Genomic DNA, 18,016 nt, shown 5'->3' with positions numbered 1-18,016 from the left:
CCCAGCGCAAGCCGTTTTCCGGCCCGACCGGCGAGACACCCCCTAGAGTGATCACGTGGCCGAGCAGCACACTCCCCGTTCCCTGATCGTCTCGCTGTACGGCGCGTACGGCCGCGGCCGTACGCGCGACGAGGCGCCCATGCCGGTGGCGGAGCTGATCCGCCTCCTCGGAGTCCTGGGGGTGGACGCGCCGTCGGTACGGTCCTCGGTGTCGCGGCTGAAGCGGCGGGGGCTGCTGCTGCCGCGGCGGACCCCCTCGGGCGCGGCCGGATACGCCCTGTCGGACGACGCGCGCCAGCTCCTGGACGACGGCGACCGGCGGATCTACGCCCGTGCGGAGCCGGAACTGTCGGACGGCTGGGTGATCGCCGTCTTCTCCGTCCCCGAGGCCGAGCGCCACAAGCGCCATCTGCTGCGTTCCCGTCTGGCGCGGCTGGGCTTCGGTTCGGCGGCGCCGGGCGTCTGGATCGCCCCCGCGCGGCTCCACGAGGAGACGCGGCACACCCTGGAGCGGCTGGAGCTCTCGTCGTACGTGGACCTGTTCCGCGGCGAGCACCTGGGGTACGCGGCGACGGCGGAGGCGGTGTCCCGCTGGTGGGACCTGCCGGCGATCGCCAAGCTGCACGAGGAGTTCCTGGCCGCCCACGAGCCGGTGCTCCGGGTCTGGACGGCTTCGGCGGGCACGGCCGAGGACGCCTACCGGGACTACCTGTTCGCCCTGGACTCCTGGCGGCGGCTGCCGTACGCCGACCCGGTCCTGCCGGCCGAGCTGCTGCCGGTGGACTGGCCGGGGAGCCGCTCGGCGGCGGTCTTCGCGGAGCTGCACGCGCGGCTGCACGAGGCGGGGGCCGCGTTCGTGCAGGCGGACGGGCCCGCCGAACGTCGTCCGGGGGGATGAGCGCGCACCGCTGTTGCCCGGACAGGACCTGGTCTCCCGGATCCGTCGGGGCGGGGCGGCACGCGTGGGGCCCGGCTGCCGCCGGGCCCCGTCTCACGGGCGGGAGCGCAGACTCAGCCGGGGCTTCGGCGCGTCCGTGCGTCCCGTCGGGGGAGGCCGGCTGCCCGCCCGGTACGGGGCGGGCCAGGGCGCGGCCGGGCCCTGGTAGCCCTGTTCGGCCGCCGCGTGCAGGGTCCAGTGCGGGTCGTACAGGTGCGGGCGGGCCAGGGCGCAGAGGTCGGCGCGGCCGGCGAGCAGCAGGGAGTTGACGTCGTCCCAGGAGGAGATCGCGCCGACGGCGATGACCGGGACGGCGAGGGCGTTGCGGATCCGGTCGGCGTACGGGGTCTGGTAGGAGCGGCCGTACTCCGGCCGCTCGTCGGCGACGACCTGGCCGGTCGAGACGTCCAGCGCGTCGGCGCCGTGGGCCGCGAAGGCGCGGGCGATCTCCACGGCGTCCTCGTCGGTGGTGCCTCCGTCGGCCCAGTCGGTGGCGGAGATGCGGACGGTCGTCGGCCGCTCCTCGGGCCACACCTCCCGCACCGCGTCGAAGACCTCCAGCGGGAAGCGCAGCCGGTTCCCGAGGGAGCCGCCGTACGCGTCGGTGCGGAGGTTGGTCAGCGGGGACAGGAAGCCGGACAGCAGGTAGCCGTGGGCGCAGTGCAGTTCCAGCAGGTCGAAGCCGCAGCCGGCGGCGCGCCGGGCCGCCGCGACGAAGTCGTCGCGTACGGCCTTCATGCCGTGCCGGTCCAGGGCGTGCGGGACCTGGTTGACGCCGGGGCGGTAGGGCAGCGGGGAGGCGGCGGTCACCGGCCAGTTCCCCTCGGGGAGGGGTTCGTCGATGCCCTCCCACATCAGGCGGGTGGAGCCCTTGCGTCCGGAGTGGCCGAGCTGCACCCCGATCGCGGTGCCGGGTGCGCGCTCGTGGACGAAGGCGGTGACGCGGCCCCAGGCAGTGGCCTGCTCGTCGGTGTAGAGACCGGTGCAGCCGGGTGTGATCCGGCCCTCGGGGCTGACGCAGACCATCTCGGTCATGACGAGTCCGGCGCCGCCCAGGGCCCGGGCTCCCAGGTGGACGAGGTGGAAGTCGTTCGCCACGCCGTCCTCGGCCACGTACTGGTCCATCGGGGAGACGACCACGCGGTTGCGCAGGGTCAGTCCGCGCAGCCGGAAGGGGGTGAACATCGGCGGTGTCCCGGGCGGGCAGCCGAAGTCCCGCTCGACGGTGCCGGTGAAGACGGGGTCGCGCAGCCGCAGGTTGTCGTGGGTGACCCGGCGGCTGCGGGTCAGCAGGTTGAACGCGAACTGGCGCGGCGGCTGGCCGAGGTGGCCGGCGATCTCCTCGAACCAGCGCAGGCTGGCCGCGGCGGCGCGCTGGGTGGACTCGACGACCGGGCGGCGTTCGGCCTCGTAGGCGGCGAGTGCGTCGTCCAGGGCGGGGTGTTCCGCCACGCAGGCGGCGAGCGCGAGGGCGTCCTCGACGGCGAGTTTGGTGCCGGAGCCGATGGAGAAGTGGGCGGTGTGGGCGGCGTCGCCGAGGAGGACGACGCGGCCGTGGGACCAGCGTGCGTTGACGACGGTGCGGAACGCGGTCCAGGCGGAGCGGTGGGAGCGCAGCGTCCGGCCCCCGAGCGTCTCGGCGAAGATCTTGGCGCATCGGGCGGTGGACTCCTGCTCGTCCATCTCGTCGAACCCGGCGGCGCGCCACACCTCCTCGCGCATCTCGATGATGACGGTGGAGGAGTCGGCCTCGTACGGGTAGCCGTGCAGCTGCATCACGCCGTGCTCGGTCTCGGCGATCTCGAAGCGGAAGGCGTCGAAGGCGAAGTCGGCGGCGAGCCAGATGTAGCGGCAGCGGTGTGTGGTGATGCGGGGCCGGAAGACGTCGGCGTGGGCCTCGCGGGTCGCGCTGTGGACGCCGTCGGCGGCGATCACGAGGTCGTGGGTGGCGGCGAGCCGGGCGGCCGGCGGGGCCTCGGTGCGGAAGCGGAGGCGTACGCCGAGCTCGGCGCAGCGGGCGTGCAGGATCTCCAGGAGGCGGCGCCTGCCGAGTGCGGCGAAGCCGTGGCCGGAGGAGGTGAGGAGCCGGCCGCGGTGGGCGATGTCGATGTCGTCCCAGCGGACGAACTCGTCCTGGAGCGCGCGGTACACGGTGGGGTCGGCGTGCTCGATGCCGCCGAGGGTCTCGTCGGACAGGACGACGCCGAAGCCGAAGGTGTCCTCGGGTGCGTTGCGCTCCCAGACGGTGACCTCGCGGGCGGGGTCGAGGCGCTTGAGGAGTGCCGCGGCGTAGAGCCCGCCCGGTCCGCCGCCGATCACCGCGATCCGCAGGGGTGCGGCGGGGGCCGGAGGGGCGGTGGGGTCGGGCGCGGGGCTCGCGGCGGTGCTCCGGGCCGGCCCGGCCCCGGGCACCGGCCGGGCGGCGCCGCCCTGTGCGGCGGTCACGGTCAGCGCCCCTGCCACTGGGGGGCGCGCTTCTCGGTGAAGGCCGCGTGGAACTCGGCGTAGTCCTCACCGTTCATCAGCAACGCCTGGGTGGCGGCGTCCAGTTCGACGGAGGCCGCGAGCGGCATGTCCAGTTCGGCCGTGAGAAGTGCCTTCGTCTGGGCGTGGGCCAGGGCGGGGCCGTCGGCGAGGCGGCGGGCGAGTTCGGCCGCGCGGACGGCGACGCCGCCCTCCTCGGTGAGTTCGCTGATCAGTCCGATGCGTTCCGCCTCCGGGGCGCGGACCGGTTCGCCGAGCATCAGGAGCCGGGTGGCGTGGCCGAGGCCGACGACCCGGGGCAGCAGGTACGCGGCGCCCATGTCGCCGCCGGAGAGCCCGACGCGGGTGAAGAGGAAGGCGAAGCGGGCGCTGGGGTCGGCGATCCGGAAGTCCGCGGCGAGCGCGAGGACGGCCCCGGCGCCGGCGGCGACCCCGTGCACGGCGGCGATCACGGGGAACGGGCACTCGCGGATCGCCCGGACGACCTGGCCGGTCATGCGGTTGAAGTCGAGCAGCTGCGCCGTGTCCATGGCGAGGGTGGCGCCGATGATCTCGTCGACGTCGCCGCCCGAGCAGAAGCCGCGCCCCTCGCCACCGAGGACGAGGGCGCGCACGGCCCGCTCCCGGGAGAGTTCGGCGAGCAGATCGCGCAGGTCGGCGTAGGCGCCGAAGGTGAGGGCGTTCAGCTTGTCGGGGCGGGCGAGGGTGAGGGTGGCGACCCCGTCGTCGATGTCCACGCGCAGGTGCCGCCACTTCTCGGTACGGAGCGCGGAGCCGGAAAAGGGGCTCATGGGGACGGCCTCCCTCAGCGTACGTGCATCACGAAGACACCTTCGGGAAGGTTATCACTCATACGTGACTGTCGTCACCGGTACGCAATACAGGGGGCGGCGCGCCCGGCCGAAGGTCCCGGACCGGCGATGCCCCAGGTCCCCCACGAATCCGGGCCGGCGCCCCTGGTTCCGGATCCGGCACTCCGTGAAGCTGGAGGCAGGACGTCATGGGCCGTCCCCCTCCCCCTCGTCGAAGGGATCCGCCGTGTGTGAGCCCTCCGCCCCGCGCTCCTGGCGCATCGAGCTGCCCCACACCACCGCAGCCGTGCCGATCGCCCGCGCGCTGATCCGTACGGCGCTAGCGGAGATCGGCGAGGCTCCCGGGGGAACGGACGGGTTCACGGCCGAACTGCTCACCGCGGAACTGGTGGCCAACGCCGTGGAGCACACCTCCGGGGACGCCCCGCTGGCGCTCGTGATCGAGCTCCTGCCCGGCCCCGGCGGCTACCAGGTGGAGGTCCACGACCACGACCCGGCGCCCCCCGAGGCCCTCACCCGGACGGCTCCGCACACCGAACCCGACCCCTGGCAGGAGCACGGGCGAGGGCTGCTGCTGATCCGCGCGCTCAGCAGCTCCTGCGGGCACCGCGCCACCGTGCACGGCAAGGCGGTCTGGTTCACCCTGCCCGCGCTGCCACGCCGGCGCGGGCCGCGGGAGCCGTAGCAGCGAGAATCGGCGGACGGGCCACGGGGCCCTGACCACTACACGGAGGTGCCCGTCAGCGTGGCGACCAGGACGGCCTTGATGGTGTGCATCCGGTTCTCCGCCTCGTCGAAGACGACGGAGTGCGCGGATTCGAAGACCTCGTCGGAGACCTCGAGTTCGGTCAGTCCGTGGCGGGCGTGGATGTCCCGGGCCACGGCGGTGCCGAGGTCGTGGAAGGCGGGCAGGCAGTGCAGGAACTTCACGTCCGGGTTGCCCGTGGCGTTCAGCACGTCCATGGTCACCGCGTACGGGGAGAGGGCGGCGATGCGCTCGTCCCAGACCTCCTTGGGCTCACCCATGGAGACCCAGACGTCGGTGGCGACGAAGTCCGCGCCGCGCACGCCCTCGGCGACGTCCTCGGTGAGGGTGATCCTCGCGCCGCTGGCCTCGGCGAGCTCGTGCGCCTTGGCCACGAACTCCTCGGCCGGCCAGTAGGCCCGCGGGGCGACGAGCCGGACGTCCATGCCGAGCAGGGCGCCGGTGATCAGGTACGAGTTGCCCATGTTGAAACGGGCGTCGCCGAGGTAGGCGAAGGCCATCTCATCCAGCGGCTTGTCCGAGTGCTCCGTCATCGTCAGGACGTCGGCGAGCATCTGGGTGGGGTGCCAGTCGTCCGTCAGGCCGTTGTAGACGGGCACGCCGGAATGGGTCGCGAGGTCCTCGACGGCCTGCTGGCTGTCGCCGCGGTACTCGATGGCGTCGAACATCCGGCCCAGCACCCGTGCGGTGTCCTTGACCGACTCCTTGTGGCCCATCTGCGAGCCGGACGGGTCGAGGTAGGTGGTGGAGGCTCCCTGATCGGCGGCGGCGACCTCGAAGGCGCAGCGGGTCCGGGTGGAGGTCTTCTCGAAGATCAGGGCGATGTTCCTGCCCCGCAGCCGCTGCACCTCGGCGCCCGCCTTCTTGGCCGCCTTCAACTCGGCGGCCAGCCCCACGAGACCGCGGAACTCCTCGGCGGTGAAGTCCAGCTCCTTGAGGAAGGGGCGGCCGATGAGGTCAGTGGCCATGGGGGCACTCCTGGAAGGGTCACAGAGGGGCGGCGACAGGTATGGAAGTCTATACGTATTGCAGTATTCCTATACAGCCCTGGGTGGGTGACGAGGCCCACTCGGCCGGGCCCGCCACCGTCCGCGGGACCGGCCGCGGGCCCTCAGTGTGCGCGCAGATCCCGCCGCGCGCCCGGCCCGGAACCACCCGCGCCCTCGGGACCTCGCCCCTCAGACCGCGTCCCGCTCGACCGGGCAGCTCATGCAGCGCGGTCCGCCGCGGCCCCGGCCCAGCTCGCTGCCCGGGATCTCGATCACCTCGATGCCCTGCTTGCGCAGATGGGTGTTGGTGGTGACGTTGCGCTCGTACGCCACGACCACGCCCGGTTCCACGGCGAGCACGTTGCAGCCGTCGTCCCACTGCTCGCGCTCCGCCGCGTGCACGTCCTGGGTCGCCGTCAGCACCCGGATGTCCTGCAGCCCGAGGGCGGCCGCGATCGCGCTGTGCATGTGCTCCGGCGGGTGGTCGGAGACCCGGAGGGACGCTCCCGCGTCGCCCGGCTCGATCGTGTACGAGCGCAGCATCCCGAGCCCGGCGTACTGGGTGAACGTGTCCTGGTCGACCATCGTCATCACGGTGTCGAGGTGCATGAACGCCCGCCGTTTCGGCATGTCGAGCGCGACGATCGTGCGCGCCGAACCCGCCGCGAACATGCCGCGCGCCAGCATCTCCACCGCCTGCGGCGTCGTCCGCTCGCTCATGCCGATGAGCACCGCTCCGTTGCCGATGACGAGCACGTCGCCGCCCTCGATGGTCGACGGGTAGTCCGTCTGCCCCTCCGACCAGTGGTGGAAGGCACCCGCCTCCGTGCCCGTGAAGAGGGGATGGTGCTTGTAGATGGCCTCGAAGTGGACCGTCTCGCGCTGCCGGGCCGGCCAGCGCATCGCGTTGATGGAGACGCCGTCGTAGATCCAGGCGGAGGTGTCACGGGTGAAGAGGTGGTTGGGCAGCGGCCCGAGGAGGAAGTCGTCCAGGTCCAGGGCGTGGAAGCGCACCGAGGTCGGTTCGCTGAACGCGGCCAGGAACTCGCGCTTCGTCATCCCTCCCACCAGCGCCTCGGTGAGCGCGCCCGAGTCCAGGGAGTCGAACGCCGCGCGCAGATGGTCGGCGGCGAGCGGCCCGTACTCCTTCTCGTCGAAGACGCGGTCGAGCACGAGCGCCCGGGCCGTGGACAACTCCAGCGCCTCCCGCAGCAGGTCCCCGAAGAGATGGACCTCGACCCCGCGGTCCCGCAGGACGTCCGCGAACCCGTCGTGCTCCTGCCGCGCCCGGCGCACCCAGAGCACGTCGTCGAAGAGGAGCGCGTCCTTGTTGGACGGTGTGAGCCGCTTCAGCTCCAGATCGGGCCGGTGGAGGATGACGCGGCGAAGCCGCCCGGTCTCGGAATCGACGTGGAATCCCATGCGCCCATCCTGACGGAGCGGGCGGCCGCGCGCCCCGATCCGCGACGAGATCACGCGGGTCGGCGCGCCCGCCCGCGCCGCCCGCGGCGGGAAACGCACGGTCCGGGGCGGGCGGGCCGCCGTCGGAGGCCCGGAGCCGGGCCCTGGGGGTTGTCCCTGGGGGTGTCTCGCCGTCGCCGTCGGGCCGATCGACAGGACACCCCCGGGGTCCGGGTCACAGCCGCGGATCGACGGGTTCCGACTCCAGGGCGAGCACGGCGAACACCGCCTCGTGGATCCGCCAGAGCGGCTCGCCCTCCGCCAGCCGGTCCAGCGCCTCCAGGCCGAGCGCGTACTCGCGCAGGGCGAGCGAGCGCTTGTGGCCCAGGAAGCGGTTCCGCAGGCGCTCCAGGTTCTCCGGACGGGTGTACTCCGGGCCGTAGATGATCCGCAGGTACTCGCGGCCGCGGACCTTCACGCCCGGCTGCACGAGACGGCCCTTGCCGTCCCGGACCAGCGCGGCCAGCGGCTTGACGACCATGCCCTCGCCGCCGGCCGCCGTCATCTCCAGCCACCAGTCGACGCCCGCCCGCACCGACGCCTCGTCCCCCGTGTCGACGACCAGCCGGCGCGTGACCTGGAGCAGCCCGGCCGGGTCGTGCTCGACCAGCCGGTCGAGCAGGCCCAGCTGCTCGTCGTGCGGCAGGGCCGCCAGGGAGCGGCCGCGGACCGCCAGGATCTGGAACGGCGCGAAACGCACCCCCTCCAGTCCCTGCGTCGGCCAGCAGTAGCGGCGGTACGCCTCGGTGAACGCCTCGGCGTCCGCGGCCCGTTCGCGCTGCTTGGCGAGCAGCGCGTCCACGCCTTCGACGCCCCGGGAGACGGCCTGCTCCAGCGCGCCGAGCGCGCCGGGGAAGACCGCGCGGGAGGCCGCGCCGACGGCCGCGTACTGCGCGCGCAGGAGCCCCGCCGACTTCAGCGACCACGGCATCAGCTCTCCGTCGAGCAGCAGCCAGTCGGTGTCGAGCTCGTCCCACAGCCCGGCCGCGGTGACGGCCGCCCGGAGCCGTGCCAGGACCTCCTCGGTGACCGCCTGGTCGTCGAAGAAGGGCCGTCCGGTGCGGGTGTGCAGGGAGCCCGTCACCCCTTCGGCCGCGTCCACGCCGAACCGTTCGCGCGCCGCCTCGGCGTCGCGGCAGACGAGCGCCACGGCCCGCGAGCCCATGTGCTTCTCCTCGCACACGACCCGCTGGACGCCGTCGGCCGCGTACTGCGCGAACGCCTCGGCGGGGTGCTCCAGGAATCCCTCGGCACGGGACGTGGCCGTCGGCGCCATGGTCGGCGGGAGGTAGCCGAGCAGCCGCGGATCGATCGCGAACCGGCTCATGACCTCCAGGGCCGCCGCCGCGTTCTCCTCGCGGACGCCGACGTTGCCCATCTGGCGGGTCTCCACGACCCGCCGTCCGTGCACGTCGGCGAGGTCCAGCGGACGCCCCTGGTGCCCGCCCGGCGCCTCGGTGGTGAGCGGCCGCGCCGGCTCGTACCAGACCTTCTCGGCCGGTACGTCGACGAGTTCACGCTCGGGCCAGCGCAGCGCGGTCATCTTCCCGCCGAACACCGCTCCGGTGTCGAGGCAGATGGTGTTGTTGATCCAGGAGGTGTTCGGCACGGGGGTGTGGCCGTAGACGACGGCGGCCCGGCCGCGGTAGTCCTCGGCCCACGGGTAGCGCACGGGCAGCCCGAACTCGTCGGTCTCGCCCGTGGTGTCGCCGTAGAGCGCGTGCGAGCGCACCCGCCCGGAGGTCCGGCCGTGGTACTTCTCCGGCAGACCGGCGTGACAGACCACCAGCCTGCCCTCGTCGAGGACGTAGTGGCTGACCAGGCCGTCGATGAACGCGCCGACCTCCGCCCGGAACTCCTCGCTCTCGCGACCGAGCTGCTCGATGGTCTCGGCCAGGCCATGGGTCTCCTGGACCTTGCGGCCCTTCAGCCAGCGGCCGAGCTTGTTCTCGTGGTTTCCGGGCACGCAGAGCGCGTCGCCGGCGGCGACCATGCCCATCACGCGACGCAGCACGCCCGGGCTGTCGGGGCCGCGGTCGACGAGGTCTCCGACGAAGACGGCGGTGCGGCCCTCCGGGTGGTGGCCGTCGACGTAGCCGAGCCTGCCGAGCAGGGTCTCCAGCTCGGACCGGCAGCCGTGGATGTCTCCGATGATGTCGAAGGGGCCGGTGAGGTGGCGCAGGTCGTTGAACCGCTTCTCGGTGACGACCTCGGCCGCGTCCACCTCCTCGACGCTGCGCAGGACGTGGACCTTGCGGAAGCCCTCCCGCTCCAGACCGCGCAGCGAGCGGCGCAGCTCGCGCCGGTGGCGCTGCACGACGTGGGCGGGCATGTCCGCCCGGTCGGGGCGGGCCGCGTTGCGGGTCCGGCACACCTCCTCGGGCAGGTCGAGGACGATCGCGATGGGCAGCACGTCGTGCTTCCGGGCGAGCTGGACGAGCTGACGCCGGGCCTCCTGCTGCACGTTGGTGGCGTCGACGACGGTCAGCCGGCCCGCCTCCAGCCGCTTGCCCGCGATGTAGTGCAGGACGTCGAAGGCGTCCCGGCTCGCGCTCTGGTCGTTCTCGTCGTCGGAGACGAGTCCGCGGCAGAAGTCGGAGGAGACGACCTCGGTCGGCTTGAAGTGGCGCCGGGCGAAGGTCGACTTGCCGGAGCCGCTCGCGCCGATCAGGACCACGAGGGACAGGTCGGTGACGGGCAGCTTGCGGGTGGTGTCGGTCATGCCGAGTCCTCCTTCGGGTTCCGGTCCTGCTTCGGGTTCGGGGCGTGCGTCGGGTTCGGGGCCTGTGCCGGGTTCGGGGCCTGGGTGAAGACGGCCATCTGGGTGGGCGGGCCGACCTCCGGGTCGTCCGGGCCGACGGGGGTGAACCGCACGCCGTACCCGTACCGTTCGGCGACGCCCGCCGCCCAGGTGCGGAACTCCTCGCGGGTCCATTCGAAGCGGTGGTCGCCGTGCCGTACGTGACCGGCCGGCAGGGACTCCCAGCGGACGTTGTACTCCACGTTCGGCGTGGTCACGAGGACCGTCCGGGGACGGGCCGAACCGAACACGGCGTACTCGAGCGCCGGCAGCCGCGGCAGGTCGAGGTGCTCGATGACCTCGCTCAGGACGGCCGCGTCGTAGCCGGTCAGCCGCTTGTCGGTGTACGCGAGCGAGCCCTGGATCAGCTTCACCCGGCCCGCCTGGCGTTCGCCGAGGCGCTCCAGCCTGAGCCGCCGCCCGGCGAGGGTCAGGGCCCGGACGGACACGTCGACGCCGACGATGTCGGTGAAGCGGACGTCCTTGAGCAGCGCCTGCACCAACTGGCCCTGCCCGCAGCCGAGGTCGAGCACCCGGGTCGCCTCGGCGGCCCGCAGCGCGGCGAGGATCGCGTCGCGCCGCTGCTCGGCGAGCGACACCGGCCGCTTCCCGGTGGCGGTGGTCCCGTCGGTGGCGCTGGTCCCGTCGGTGCCGGTGACCGCAGCCGTGTCGCCGGTGGTCGCGTCGCTGTCCGTGGTCGCGTCGGCGTCCGTGGTTCCGTCGGCGTCGACCGCGTTGTCGAGGTCCTCCGCCTCCAGGCCGTCGCTCTCGGCCAGGCGCGCCAGCTCCAGGCGCTCCATCGCCTCCAGGGTCAGACTGCGGCGCCGGGCGAGGTAGCGGCTGGTGATCAGCTGCTGCTCGGGGTGCTCGGCGAGCCAGCCGTCACCGGCGCGCAGCAGCTTGTCGACCTCGTCGGGCGCGACCCAGTAGTGCTTGGCGTCGTCGAGGACGGGCAGCAGGACGTACAGCTGGTTGAGGGCGTCGGCGAGCCGCAACTCCCCTTCGAGGACGAGCCGCACGTAGCGCGAGTCGCCCCACTCGGGGAAGGCGGTGTCCAGCACGACCGGCTCCGCCTCGACCGTGTCCCAGCCGAGCGGATCGAACAGCCGGCGGACGAGCGCGGCGCCGCCGCGGGCCGGGACCGCCGGCACCTCGATACGGAGCGGCAGCGGCTCGGCGGCCCGTTCGGGCAGCGCCTTGCACGCGCCGCGCAGGGCCGACTTGAAGACCGAGGAGAGCGCGACGGCGAGCAGCGAGGAGGCGGCGTAGGGCCGGTCGTTCACGTACTGGGCGAGGGCCGTGTCGGGGGCTCCGCCCCGGCCCTTGCCCTTGCCGCGCCGCACCAGCGCCACCGGATCCACCTCCAGCAGCAGCGCGGCCGTGCACCGCTCGGCGGACGCCTCGGGGTAGAGGACGTGTGCCGTGCCGTGCGAGGTCGAGAACGTCTGCGCGTTGTCGGGATGCTTGTGCAGCAGAAAGCCCAGATCGGTCGCGGGACGCTCGGGGGTGCCGGTGGTACTGATCGTCAGGAACACATGACCGAGTATGGACGGCCCCTCCGCCGCCGACCAGGCATTTTCCCGGCGTCAGGGGTGTCTCGCCGATCCGGTCCGATCGGGCGGACGTCCTGCGTCACGGGGTGGTGCCCCGGTAGGACACCGGGCCGCCCTCCGGGTCGGGGTCGCGGTACCAGTCCAGGTGTTCGCGCAGCGCGCTCGGGTCCCGGTCGTCCACAGCGATGGCCAGGACGTGGAACGGCACGTCGCCGATGCCGTCGCGCACCGTGGGCTGGTTGACGAACGGGCGCTCCAGGAAGATGTTCCGCTCCACCTCCTCCCTGGGGATCCTCGGCTCCGCCTCGTGGTACGCCCACGCGCCGGCCTTGTGGTGCACGGCGACCTCGCCCACGTACCAGACGGCGCCCTGGACGAAGGGGCCGTGCTCGTCCGCGCGGTAGGCGTCCTCGCTCGCGTACCGCGCGATCACCAGGTCGCCCAGGGTGTCGAGCGAGGTGGGCGAGAAGTCCCACGTCCGCGGGTCGACGCCGGTGCCGGCCGCCCAGGCGGCGAAGGCCTCGCGACGTTCCGCCAGCCATCCGGCCAGCCACGGGTGGGGGTCGTTCCGCGCCCAGGGGTCGAGGCCGGGGGTTCGCTCCTTGACCGGCTTCCACCCCGGTACGGACGACCGGCGGGCCTCGACGGCGGCGCCCAGCGCGCGCGCCGTCTCGGTGAACACCTGGAAGTCGGCCCGTTCCTGAGCCTCGATCACCAGCTTGAGCGGATCGAGCGGTTCCAGGCCGAGTTCGGCGTCCGGCTGCACGAGCGGGTGCCCTCCGTCGCTCCAGCCCCACCGGCCGCCGCCGATCTGCATGAGGGACTCGCCGAGGCAGGCCATCGCGCCCTGGAGGAAGTCACGGGACTCGTCGGTCCCCTCGGGCTCGTAGCCCAGGACCAGGGCCTCCTCGAGCAGCCGCAGCGACTCGGGGGTCCTGTCCGTGGCGAAGCCCTCCGGGGTGTGCCAGGTCTCCAGCCGCATCAGCAGGGCCGGGACGTCCGCGATCCACCGGTCCACGTCCGCGCCGGCCGCCGTCCCGCCCTCGAGGTCGTTCCGTTCGTCAGACATACGGCCACCCTAGGGGGTGTCCTGTCGATCAGGCCGGATCAGCGAGCGGTGTCCGGTCTCCGCCGTCCGGACCGGGCCGGCCGCCCGAACCGACTCCCGTGGAAGCCGAGTTGTGTTCCAAACCTTGGCGTGTCCCCGCCATTTCCTTCACAACTCCGCCCCTAGGGTGACTCACGCGCAGGCCACTACCACGGGGGCCGTGGCCTGCCGCACCATCCGCACCGACGAACCCGTGGCCCCCTGACCATGGGACAGATTGCCTTGATCCACTCCATATCCCGGCGCTCCTCCTGGCTCGGCCGCGCGGCCGTGCTGGCACTGGGCGTCGGTATCCTCTCCGGCGGTTTACCGCCCGTCCTGGACAACGCCCAGGAGGCACACGCCGCCGCCAAGCGGTGCACCGAGATGTACCAGACGCCCAACCGGGCGCCCCGCATGGGCAGCCTTCCCGGGTTCAAGCCCGCGGGCAAGTACCAGTGGCGCACCCTGGGCGACACCAAGCGCACCTACGACTTCGAGAATCCGCGCAAGGCGCTCTCCGGGCTCCAACTCCCCGACGAGAGCGTGCTCCGGAAGATCAAGCCGGACCACAACAAGTACTCCAACGCCAGCCCCGAGCACGCCTGGGCGTACTGGAAGGAGAACCAGGCCAAGCCCGAGAAGGACCGCTACAAGGGCACCTTCAACGAGTACGTCAACAGCTTCTACGTCAACGGCGAGACCAACAGCCGCGGCGGCAACGCCTACGAGCGCGAGGTCGCGCAGTACTTCAAGCTGGGCGGCCGCGACTGGTACTGCCAGTACTCGATGGCCGAGGAGATGCCCGAGCTCTTCCAGGAGCTGGTGGAGGAACTCGGCGAGGAGAACGTCAAGAAGGACCGCCGCTTCGACGCGATCAAGACGAACGGCCGGCAGAAGGTCATCTACGAGTTCAAGTCCGGACTCAAGCAGATCGACACCAAGCAGCTCCTGGTGGACAAGGCGCTGGCGCAGCGCGGCTACAAGGTCGTCTACGTCTTCCGTGAGCCGCCCAAGCCCGGCGTCGTCAACGCGCTGAGGGCGCACGGACTCTCGTGGTACGAGCACCGGGCCGTGCCGAACGGCACGTTCACCTCCGACCCCCGCTACACGCGGCAGGACCCGGCCTTCACCGGCCGGCAGTGCAACCAGCCGAGCACCGCGGCGGCGGCCGCCGCGCCGAAGCCGGGCTGCGGCGGAGCGAGCGGCGCGGCCAACGACATGGCCCGCAACTCCGGCCGGACGAAGGAGGAGGCCCAGCGCCGCCAGGCGGCGATCCGCCAGGCGCCCGGCGGGCCCAGCCGGATGCGTGGCCCCGGCGGCATCGACTTCACCACCATGGAGCTGCGGTACATCTCCGAGCCCGTCAAGGGCAAGGGCATGGACTACGGCTTCAAGGCCAGGATGAACGACGACGAGGACGAGAACCCCTCGTGGGGTGGCGGGGCGAAGATCGACCTCTCCTCCGACGCGATGTTCACGTGGCTGGCACTGCATCCCAACCGGTTCTGGGTGAACCTCAACCCCGACCAGCCGAACCAGGTCGTCGACGACAAGCTGGCCAAGACCGACGCCGGCCGCGTCCTGCTGGAAGCGGACCTGGAGATGAAGCACGACCTGGCACGGGTCATGGTCCCCGACAACCCGGTGGGCAACCGGCTGTGGGACTCCTTCCAGCACGTCAACGGCGCTCCCTGCTGGAAGACCTACCGGTACTACATCGAGCCGGCCCCGGCCCAGGTCCGCGAGGAGGACGGCAAGCTGTACATCCTCGACGCGCCCATGGACGTGAAGGCCGCGAAGATCGACTTCAGTGAGGGCTACAAGTGCAAGCAGCCCGAGTCGGTCCAGGAGTACAACTTCGAGCAGATCAAGCGCATCGCGATCCCCGAGGTCGAGAAGCTGGTCAACACGGCCCCGCAGTACGCCGACCTGCGCAGCGTCTACACGTCGCGGATCGCGGCGGAGTGGATCAAGCAGCGGGACGCGGTGCGGCCGGGTGACTTCCACTCGATCATCGGGTCCGACGACGCCACCCGGTGGCCGTCGCGCACCGCATGGGACCGCGAGAAGATCTACGCGGACTACCTGAAGTCCTTCCGGGAGGGTGACTTCCACTTCAAGCGGGAGTACCCGCAGGACGGCTCCGTCCTGGAGTTCTCCTTCTACCTCGGCGGCGTGGACTTCTCCAAGCAGCCCAAGAAGAACATCTCCAAGGCCCGCTTCCAGGCCGAGAACCCGGAGATGCCGGACACGGTGAACGCGGCACAGAAGGCGACCACCGCCTACGCCGACACCGACAGCGCCTTCCTCGGCGGCAACAACACCGGCAAGGGCTCGGGCGGCGGCACCAAGCCGACGCCCACGCCGACGCCGACCGACCCCGGTGGTCCCGACCCGACGGACCAGCCGTCGGCCCCGGCGCCGAGCCCGTCCACCCCGGGCACCGGCGGTCAGACCCCGCCCGCGAAGAACCCCGACGGGGACCTCGCGGACACCGGATCCGACCTCCCGGTGGGCCTGATCGCGGGCATCGCCGCCGCGCTGGCCGCGGCGGGCGCGGCGATGGTCTGGTGGAAGCGGCGCCGTACCGGCGCCCAGGGCTGACCCCGGAGGTGCCCTGCCGGTCGACCTGACCGAAAACCGGCAGGGCACCCCCGCAAGCCCGTCCACCGCGAGCGGCCCCGTACCCGTCAGGGGTACGGGGCCGCTCACGTGACACACCCGCGCATCGCAGGGGTGGGACCGGGGCGGGGGCGGACAGGCCGGCGAAGGGCGGGGCGGCGCCCCGCCTCACTCAGCGGCGGTGACGGCCTCCGCCAGCGCGGTGATCCGGTCGGGGCCGATGCGGCAGCAGCCGCCGATCAACCGGGCTCCGGCCGCCGGCCAGGCAGCCATCCGTGCCGGGTCGAAGGTGACGTCCCCGCGCCAGCTCCTGGCGCGGGCGTCCCACTCCTCCCCGCTGTTGGGGTAGACGACCACCGGCTTGCCGGTGACGTCCGCGGCCGTCCGCACCGCCCGGTCCGCGTCGGCCGGCTCGCAGCAGTTGACCCCGACCGCGATCACCCGGTCGTCGCCCGCGGCGAGCGCGAACGCCTCCGCCAGCGGCTGTCCCGCCCGGGTCCGCTCACCCGCGATCGTGTACGAGAGCCACACCGGCACCCCGCACCCCTCGGCAGCCCGCAGCAACGCCTCGGCCTCGTCCGTGTCCGGCACGGTCTCCAGCGCCAGCACGTCCGGACCGGCCGCCGCGAGTGCCTCGATCCGGGGCCGGTGGAACCGTTCCAGCTCCCGCACCGTGAGCCCGTACCGGCCCCGGTACTCGCTGCCGTCGGCGAGCACCGCTCCGTACGGGCCGACGGATCCGGCGACCCACACCTGCCGTCCCACCCCCGCCGCCGCGGCCCGGGCCAGCTCCACGCTCCGTCCGAACAGCCGCTCCGCCCGCGACCGGTCGACGCCGCGCCGGGCGAAGCCCTCGAAGGACGCCTGGTAGCTGGCGGTGATCAGGACCTGCGCCCCGGCCCGCAGATAGGCCGCGTGCGCCGCCTCGATCTGCTCCGGCCCGTCGGCGAGGAGCCGTGCGGACCAGAGCGCGTCGGAGAGGTCGCAGCCCTGGGCCTCCAGTTGGTTGGACAGTCCGCCGTCCAGGACGAGGACGTCCGTCGCCAGCGCCTGCGCGAGCGAGCGGTCCGAGGCCGTCACGACGTCCTCCCTCAGCCCAGCTGGGACTGGACCTGGGCGGAGATCAGCTCCAGGTGGTCCAGGTCGTCGAGATCGAGGACCTGGAGGTACACCCGGGACGAGCCGATCGCCGCGTACCGCCCGATCTTGTCGACGACCTCGGCCGGTGAACCCGCCAGGCCGTTCGCCTTCAGCTCCTCCACCTCCCGTCCGATGGCCGCCGCCCGGCGGGCCACCTCGGCGTCGTCCTTGCCGACGCACACCACCAGTGCGTTCGAGTACACGAGGTCGTCGGCACGGCGGCCGGCTTCCTCGGCGGCGGTCCGGACCCGCCCGAACTGCCGCTCGCTCTCCTCCAGCGAGGCGAAGGGGATGTTGAACTCGTCGGCGTACCTCGCCGCCAGCCGCGGCGTCCGCACCGCGCCGTGGCCACCGATGAGGACCGGCACCCGGGACTGTGCCGGCTTGGGCAGGGCCGGCGAGTCCTGGAGCTGGTAATGCTTCCCCTCGAAGGAGAACGTCTTGCCGACCTCGGTGCCCCACAGGCCGGTGACGATCGCCAGCTGCTCCTCCAGCCGGGCGAACTTCTCCTTCGGGAAGGGAATGCCGTACGCCCGGTGCTCTTCCTCGAACCAGCCCGCTCCCAGGCCCAGTTCGACCCGGCCGCCGGACATCTGGTCGACCTGCGCCACCTGGATGGCGAGGACACCGGGAAGACGGAAGGTGCCGGCGGTCATCAGCGTGCCGAGGCGGATCCGGCTGGTCTCCCGCGCGAGCCCGGCCAACGTGATCCAGGCGTCCGTCGGCCCGGGCAGCCCGTCGGCGGAGCCCATGCTGACGTAGTGGTCGGAACGGAAGAAGGCGTCGAAGCCGAGGTCCTCGGTGGCCTTTGCGACCGTGAGCAAGGTGTCGTAGCCGGCCCCCTGCTGGGGCTCGGTGAAGATTCGAAGATCCATACCTCCATCCTGCACCGCATGGGCGCCGTCAACCTCTCCGTCACCCCCGGGGCCGCACCGGCTCGGTCGGGTGAATATCCCGCCCCCTGGCGGGGGGCGTTCTTCCAGGCCGGTGACCGTGGCCGGGCACCTGTCGTTGGCTCGGGCGGAGCCGGACCGCCCGGCCCGCGCGCCGGCGGCCGCTGCCGGTGCGTGTTCCTGCAGCGACCCCTCCCGCGCCGGGAGGAGTCCGGCCGAGGAGGCCGCCATGTCCCAGGAAGCCGTGCCGCAACGGGCGCTGTCCGAGCAGCAGGGGTCCGGCGCCCCCAGGGGTCTGCTGCAGCAGATGGAGGAGCTGATGGCGGCCCTCACCGCAGACCTCTCGCAGCTCGGCGCGCACCTCCGGTCCACAGCGGACCGTCGCGACGACACCGACTGATCCCGTCCCCGGCCGCCCGCTCCCCGCGCGGCGGAGGAACTCCTGCCCACCGAGTCCCTCGGGCTTCGC

At 72.7% G+C, this 18,016-nt stretch carries 13 protein-coding genes; 4 read left to right on the top strand and 9 right to left on the bottom strand.

Going from position 1 to position 18,016, the window contains the following annotated elements; genetic code table 11:
- The first annotated feature begins 55 nt into the window (after window positions 1–55).
- Window positions 56–898 (top strand): PaaX family transcriptional regulator C-terminal domain-containing protein, encoded by an 843-nt coding sequence (locus ACGFZF_RS15230; protein ID WP_393554147.1) that lies wholly within the window; start codon window positions 56–58, stop codon window positions 896–898.
- Between the two features lie 93 nt (window positions 899–991).
- Here the strand turns inward: ACGFZF_RS15230 and ACGFZF_RS15225 are convergent, their stop codons facing one another.
- Together ACGFZF_RS15225 and ACGFZF_RS15220 are read right to left on the bottom strand one after the other, a co-directional pair.
- A complete protein-coding gene (locus ACGFZF_RS15225) occupies window positions 992–3,268 on the bottom strand; it encodes a bifunctional salicylyl-CoA 5-hydroxylase/oxidoreductase (RefSeq protein ID WP_393554241.1) in 2,277 nt (758 codons plus the stop codon).
- 116 nt (window positions 3,269–3,384) lie between these two features.
- The gene (locus ACGFZF_RS15220) at window positions 3,385–4,212 is read right to left on the bottom strand and encodes an enoyl-CoA hydratase family protein (protein WP_393554146.1); all 828 of its coding nucleotides are present in this window, start codon (window positions 4,210–4,212) and stop codon (window positions 3,385–3,387) included.
- Window positions 4,213–4,459: 247 nt separating this feature from the next.
- Between ACGFZF_RS15220 and ACGFZF_RS15215 the strand changes: the two genes are divergently transcribed.
- The gene (locus ACGFZF_RS15215) at window positions 4,460–4,918 is read left to right on the top strand and encodes an ATP-binding protein (RefSeq protein ID WP_393554144.1); all 459 of its coding nucleotides are present in this window, start codon (window positions 4,460–4,462) and stop codon (window positions 4,916–4,918) included.
- 38 nt (window positions 4,919–4,956) lie between these two features.
- Here ACGFZF_RS15215 and argF read toward each other — a convergent pair whose 3' ends face one another.
- The 5 genes from argF to ACGFZF_RS15190 form a co-directional block, all read right to left on the bottom strand.
- The gene (gene argF, locus ACGFZF_RS15210; protein ID WP_393554142.1) at window positions 4,957–5,967 is read right to left on the bottom strand and encodes an ornithine carbamoyltransferase; all 1,011 of its coding nucleotides are present in this window, start codon (window positions 5,965–5,967) and stop codon (window positions 4,957–4,959) included.
- 210 nt (window positions 5,968–6,177) lie between these two features.
- Window positions 6,178–7,410, bottom strand: coding sequence for an arginine deiminase (locus ACGFZF_RS15205; protein WP_393554140.1), 1,233 nt, complete (start codon window positions 7,408–7,410; stop codon window positions 6,178–6,180).
- A 214-nt stretch (window positions 7,411–7,624) separates the two neighbouring features.
- Entirely contained in the window at window positions 7,625–10,171 is a 2,547-nt protein-coding gene (locus ACGFZF_RS15200) for a polynucleotide kinase-phosphatase (protein ID WP_393554138.1), read from the bottom strand.
- A complete protein-coding gene (locus tag ACGFZF_RS15195) occupies window positions 10,168–11,784 on the bottom strand; it encodes a 3' terminal RNA ribose 2'-O-methyltransferase Hen1 (RefSeq protein ID WP_393554136.1) in 1,617 nt (538 codons plus the stop codon). Before ACGFZF_RS15195 ends, ACGFZF_RS15200 begins: the two co-directional genes overlap by 4 nt.
- A 97-nt stretch (window positions 11,785–11,881) precedes the next feature.
- Window positions 11,882–12,871 (bottom strand): hypothetical protein, encoded by a 990-nt coding sequence (locus ACGFZF_RS15190; protein ID WP_393554134.1) that lies wholly within the window; start codon window positions 12,869–12,871, stop codon window positions 11,882–11,884.
- Between the two features lie 261 nt (window positions 12,872–13,132).
- Between ACGFZF_RS15190 and ACGFZF_RS15185 the strand changes: the two genes are divergently transcribed.
- The gene (locus ACGFZF_RS15185; RefSeq protein ID WP_393554132.1) at window positions 13,133–15,496 is read left to right on the top strand and encodes a hypothetical protein; all 2,364 of its coding nucleotides are present in this window, start codon (window positions 13,133–13,135) and stop codon (window positions 15,494–15,496) included.
- A gap of 186 nt (window positions 15,497–15,682) precedes the next feature.
- On the opposite strand, the gene mmuM is transcribed toward ACGFZF_RS15185, so the two are convergent.
- Together mmuM and ACGFZF_RS15175 are read right to left on the bottom strand one after the other, a co-directional pair.
- The gene (gene mmuM / locus ACGFZF_RS15180; protein WP_393554130.1) at window positions 15,683–16,594 is read right to left on the bottom strand and encodes a homocysteine S-methyltransferase; all 912 of its coding nucleotides are present in this window, start codon (window positions 16,592–16,594) and stop codon (window positions 15,683–15,685) included.
- Between the two features lie 11 nt (window positions 16,595–16,605).
- On the bottom strand, window positions 16,606–17,529 hold the full coding sequence (locus tag ACGFZF_RS15175) for an LLM class F420-dependent oxidoreductase (RefSeq protein ID WP_356607576.1): 924 nt from the start codon (window positions 17,527–17,529) through the stop codon (window positions 16,606–16,608).
- Window positions 17,530–17,776: 247 nt separating this feature from the next.
- Between ACGFZF_RS15175 and ACGFZF_RS15170 the strand changes: the two genes are divergently transcribed.
- On the top strand, window positions 17,777–17,947 hold the full coding sequence (locus ACGFZF_RS15170; RefSeq protein WP_393554128.1) for a hypothetical protein: 171 nt from the start codon (window positions 17,777–17,779) through the stop codon (window positions 17,945–17,947).
- Window positions 17,948–18,016 lie beyond the last annotated feature (69 nt).

The sequence above is a fragment of the Streptomyces sp. NPDC048338 genome (genome assembly GCF_043201055.1).
Taxonomy (GTDB): Bacteria; Actinomycetota; Actinomycetes; order Streptomycetales; family Streptomycetaceae; genus Streptomyces.
This window is presented reverse-complemented; position numbering and strand designations above follow the sequence as displayed.

What these genes read in the sequence shown, in the direction of transcription:
- ACGFZF_RS15220 (WP_393554146.1), bottom strand. Translation starts at nt 4,212, where the DNA reads ATGAGCCCCTTTTCCGGCTCCGCGCTCCGTACCGAGAAGTGGCGGCAC.
- argF (WP_393554142.1), bottom strand. Translation starts at nt 5,967, where the DNA reads ATGGCCACTGACCTCATCGGCCGCCCCTTCCTCAAGGAGCTGGACTTC.
- ACGFZF_RS15205 (WP_393554140.1), bottom strand. Translation starts at nt 7,410, where the DNA reads ATGGGATTCCACGTCGATTCCGAGACCGGGCGGCTTCGCCGCGTCATC.
- ACGFZF_RS15200 (WP_393554138.1), bottom strand. Translation starts at nt 10,171, where the DNA reads ATGACCGACACCACCCGCAAGCTGCCCGTCACCGACCTGTCCCTCGTG.
- ACGFZF_RS15190 (WP_393554134.1), bottom strand. Translation starts at nt 12,871, where the DNA reads ATGTCTGACGAACGGAACGACCTCGAGGGCGGGACGGCGGCCGGCGCG.
- ACGFZF_RS15175 (WP_356607576.1), bottom strand. Translation starts at nt 17,529, where the DNA reads ATGGATCTTCGAATCTTCACCGAGCCCCAGCAGGGGGCCGGCTACGAC.
- ACGFZF_RS15170 (WP_393554128.1), top strand. Translation starts at nt 17,777, where the DNA reads ATGTCCCAGGAAGCCGTGCCGCAACGGGCGCTGTCCGAGCAGCAGGGG.